The sequence below is a fragment of the Actinomadura sp. NPDC049753 genome (genome assembly GCF_040674655.1).
Classification (GTDB): domain Bacteria; phylum Actinomycetota; class Actinomycetes; order Streptosporangiales; family Streptosporangiaceae; genus Spirillospora; species Spirillospora verrucosospora.
This window is the reverse complement of the sequence record NZ_JBFARL010000372.1, coordinates 1-3,647: the sequence shown is the minus strand read 5'-3', so window position 1 is coordinate 3,647 and position 3,647 is coordinate 1. Positions and strand designations below refer to the sequence as shown.

Below are 3,647 nucleotides of genomic sequence, written 5' to 3'. Positions count from 1 at the left end.
GGCCGGCCTCGCGGACGACCTTCTCGTGCGACTCCAGGCACCGCCCGCAGCCGTTGATCGCCGACACGGCGAGGCACCACAGCTCGAAGACACGGCGCCGCGGCCAGGAGCAGCACGCCGGCCGCGGTGAGCACGGCGACGCGCTGCGGGTGGTCGGCCAGCGGGTCGCCGGGGTGCACCGCCCACGCGTAGGTCCCGGACGTGGCGAGGGCGAGCCCGGCCGTCCACGCCGCGGAGACGGCCAGCCCGCCGGCGGCGAGGAACGGCCCGGCCAGCAGGTGGTACTGGAGCACCCGCCAAAGCTCGGGCGAGCGGAGGTCGCGCAGCACGTCCCAGGCGCGCCCGCCGTCGAAGTCGGGCATGCGCGGGATGTCGAGGCCGAGCATCGCCCAGCACCGCTCCCGCTGCCAGGACGTCAGCGGGCGCAGCGCGAGCAGCAGCAGGACCGCCGACACACAGGTGAGCACGAGGATCGGCGTCAGCCGCACCGGCGTCCAGAGCGTCCAGAGGGAGCCGAGGATCAGCCAGCCGGCGAGCTGCAGCGGCACCCCGGAGACGACGAAGACCGTGTCGCGCCACGCCGCGGCCGACCACGGAGCGTGCACGCGGACACGCCGGGCCGCGGAGAGGGATGCCATGGGGAAACCGTATTGCCCCACTTCGGGTGCCGCCATGAACCAGAGTGCAGGGCCGGGGGTGAACCCAGTGCCACCCCGGTTCGGAAGGGTGCGCTACTGATCGTGCGGCCGATCCCGGAGAGGCTTTGATCAGGCATCCGGGCAGCGGATGCGCACCGATCACCGTCCGAAGGAGTCCCCCATGGTCGCCGTCCTCACCCGCCCCGGTCCCCCCTCGCCCCGTCCCGCGATCAGCGTCCGCCGCCGTCCGCGCCCCGGACCGTACGGGCCGCCGGGTCCCGTCGCGCGGCGGAAGGGGGGAGGCCGGCGGCTCGGCTGGGCGTTCATCGGGGGCGCCGCCGCGCTGGTGCCCTGGATGTGGATGCTCGCCGCCACCATGCCGTCCACCGCCACGGTGTCGAACTGGTCCGCCGCCTGGGTGGGGCTGGACGCGATGGAGGCCGCCGCGCTGCTCGGCACCGGCGTGCTGCTCGTCCGCCGCGATCCGCGCCACGGCCTCGCCGCCGCCGCGGCCGGGACGCTGCTGGCCGTGGACGCGTGGTTCGACGTGACGACCTCCGCGCCCGGCGCCGAGCGGACGGTGGCGATCGCCTTGGCGGCGGGGGTGGAACTGCCGCTGGCCGCCCTGTGCGCCGTCCTCGCCTCGCGGGCGCTCCGGCCCCGCGGCCCGGTGATCGACCATGAGATGAAGGACGGATGGCAAAGGCTTGTCGGGAGTACGCCAGACGGGTGAAACCAGACGAGCCGGACCTCTAGAGTGAACCTCACGTGGGGCCCTCTCGCGGGAGGGCCCTTTGCCCTGCCTGCACGATCAGAGGTCCCCCATCATGAACGACCACGAGGTGCACGAGGAGTGCCTGCGGCTCCTCCGGGACGGTCTTCCCGTCCCCGCTCCCGTCGCCTTCGCCGAAGGCCGGGACTACCTTCCACTCGGGCTCGACAAGGACGGCGACATCGCCGTTGTCACGTTCCTGTACCAGTGGGGGGACTCCGCGTCCTCGTTCATCGAGGGCTGGACGTTCCACCGCCGCGACGGCGAGTGGATGGAGCTGGGCGGCGCGGGCGGATCGGCCCCCGAGGAACCGCTGGCGCGCCGCTCGTCCGGCGAGATGGGGCGCCACCTGCTCAAGTACGGGTCGGGCCGCACGGTCCGCAACGCCAACCGCCTGCTGCCGTGGGGCGCCAAGTGGGTGAACGAGGCGCGGCTGCGGGTCTCGGCCGAGGTCGCGCGGGTGCGGGTCGGCAAGCGGATCCTGGACGTCCCCGAGCACGGGCACGTCGTCGTGGTCTGGGGCGCCCGCCGGGGACCGGTCGTGGAGGCGCTCGCCGCCGACGGCGCGGTGCTGGACGTCATGGACCTGGACCGCCCGTCCGTCCCGATGGCGTCCCGGGCCTGATATTTGACCGTTCGTTCTTGAACGCTCTATCGTCGTCGGCATGGCACGGGCGAAGGAGTTCGATCCGGACGCCGCGCTGCGGCGCGCGCTGGAGCTGTTCTGGGAGCGCGGCTACGAGGCGACCTCCATGGCCGACCTCGTGGCCCGCCTCGGCATCGCCCGGGCCAGCCTCTACGCCACGTTCGGCGGCAAGCGCGAGCTGTACCTGAAGGCCCTCGAACGCTACGTCCGCGACACCGACCCGAAGATCGCCGAAGCGCTGTCGCAGCCCGGGCCCGTGCTGCCCGCGGTCCGCGCGCTGATCGAGCGCTACGCCGCGGAGTCGGCGCGCGACCGGCCCCGGCTCGGCTGCCTCGTGGTGAACACCGCGGTCGAGCTGGCCGGGCGCGACCCCGAGGCCGCGCGCCTGGTCGAGGCGAGCTGGAACTTCCTGGAGGCCTCGCTCACCACGGCGCTGACCCGCGCGCGGGCCCAGGGCGAGCTGCCCCCGGACAAGGACCCCCGCGCGCTGGCCCGCCTCCTGCTCGTCCTGTTCCAGGGCATGCGCGTCCTCGGCCGCGCCCCCGCCGACGACCACCGCCTCCGCGACGCGACCCGCCAGGCCGCCGCCCTCTTCGCCTGACCCCGCCCTCTCCACCTGACGGCGGGGCTTCTCTCGGCCTCTATTCAAGACCGTTCGTTCTAAAATTTGGGAGCTCAGCATGCGATTCGACAACAAGATCGTCCTCATCACCGGCGGCGCGGGCGGCATCGGCCGCGCCACCGCGCACGCGTTCGCCCGCGAGGGCGCGACCGTCGTGCTGGCCGGACGCGACGAGGCCGCGCTGGCCGAGGCGGTGAAGGAGATCGGCCCCGGCCGGGCCGACCACGTCGTCGCGGACGTGACCGACCCCGCGTCGGCCGCCGGGATGGTCGAGGCGGTCGCGGGCCGCCACGGCGGCCTCCACGTCGCCGTCAACAACGCCGGGATCTTCGGCGCCGCCGGCCCCGTCGCCGACGTCGACGCCGCCGCCTGGAACGACGTCCTGGCGGTGAACCTGACCGGCGTGTTCCTGTCGATGAAGCACGAGATCGCCCACATGCGCGCCCACGGCGGCGGGGCCGTCGTCAACGTCTCGTCCAACATCGGCGCGCACGGGCGCCGTCCCGGCCTCGCCGCCTACGCGGCCTCCAAGGCGGCGGTCAGCGTCCTCACCCGCACCGCCGCCCTCGACCACGTCGCCGACAGCGTCCGCGTCAACGCCGTCAGTCCGGGCGCCACCGACACGCCGATGTCGCTGCTCCCGGGCGAGACGCCCGCCGGGCGCGCCGAGCGGATGCGCGCCTCCGCGCCGTCCGGCCGGGTGTCCGAAACCGCGGAAGTGGCCGAGACCATCCTCTGGCTGGCCTCCGACGCCTCGTCCCACGTCATCGGGCACGACCTGGTCATCGACGGAGGCGTCACCGCCTGACGACGCTTTCCGGGCGGTACACCGGGCAGACTCTCTGCATGGCCCTCACACCCGACCACGACTCCGGCCCCGAACGCTTCCGCCTAGCCGCCAGGGTCATCAGGAAGTACCTGATCGGGGCGCGGAGCCTGCACGACCACATCGCCTCCAAGCTGCTGGGC

The 3,647-nt window shown here is 73.9% G+C and carries 4 protein-coding genes and 2 pseudogenes; 4 read left to right on the top strand and 2 right to left on the bottom strand.

Features of this window, described 5'->3' with window-relative positions; genetic code table 11:
• Both AB0K37_RS41015 and AB0K37_RS41010 read right to left on the bottom strand, forming a co-directional pair.
• Positions 1-88 (bottom strand): annotated as a pseudogene (locus AB0K37_RS41015) (carboxymuconolactone decarboxylase family protein); the annotation flags it as partial.
• A 55-nt stretch (positions 89-143) separates the two neighbouring features.
• Positions 144-638: pseudogene (locus AB0K37_RS41010) on the bottom strand (sensor histidine kinase); the annotation flags it as partial.
• Positions 639-819: 181 nt separating this feature from the next.
• Here AB0K37_RS41010 and AB0K37_RS41005 point away from each other — a divergent pair.
• The 4 genes from AB0K37_RS41005 to AB0K37_RS40990 all read left to right on the top strand — a co-directional run bounded on the left by AB0K37_RS41005 (position 820) and on the right by AB0K37_RS40990 (position 3,486).
• On the top strand, positions 820-1,371 hold the full coding sequence (locus AB0K37_RS41005; protein ID WP_363991323.1) for a hypothetical protein: 552 nt from the start codon (positions 820-822) through the stop codon (positions 1,369-1,371).
• A gap of 94 nt (positions 1,372-1,465) precedes the next feature.
• On the top strand, positions 1,466-2,035 hold the full coding sequence (locus AB0K37_RS41000) for a hypothetical protein (protein ID WP_363991320.1): 570 nt from the start codon (positions 1,466-1,468) through the stop codon (positions 2,033-2,035).
• A gap of 40 nt (positions 2,036-2,075) precedes the next feature.
• Entirely contained in the window at positions 2,076-2,657 is a 582-nt protein-coding gene (locus AB0K37_RS40995; protein ID WP_363991317.1) for a TetR family transcriptional regulator, read from the top strand.
• 79 nt (positions 2,658-2,736) lie between these two features.
• Complete coding sequence (locus tag AB0K37_RS40990; protein ID WP_363991314.1) at positions 2,737-3,486, top strand: glucose 1-dehydrogenase; 750 nt, start codon at positions 2,737-2,739, stop codon at positions 3,484-3,486.
• Positions 3,487-3,647: the final 161 nt, after the last annotated feature.

Coding starts and splice junctions, on each gene's coding strand:
- AB0K37_RS40995 (WP_363991317.1), top strand. CDS start 2,076: ATGGCACGGGCGAAGGAGTTCGATCCGGACGCCGCGCTGCGGCGCGCG.
- AB0K37_RS40990 (WP_363991314.1), top strand. CDS start 2,737: ATGCGATTCGACAACAAGATCGTCCTCATCACCGGCGGCGCGGGCGGC.
- AB0K37_RS41005 (WP_363991323.1), top strand. CDS start 820: ATGGTCGCCGTCCTCACCCGCCCCGGTCCCCCCTCGCCCCGTCCCGCG.
- AB0K37_RS41000 (WP_363991320.1), top strand. CDS start 1,466: ATGAACGACCACGAGGTGCACGAGGAGTGCCTGCGGCTCCTCCGGGAC.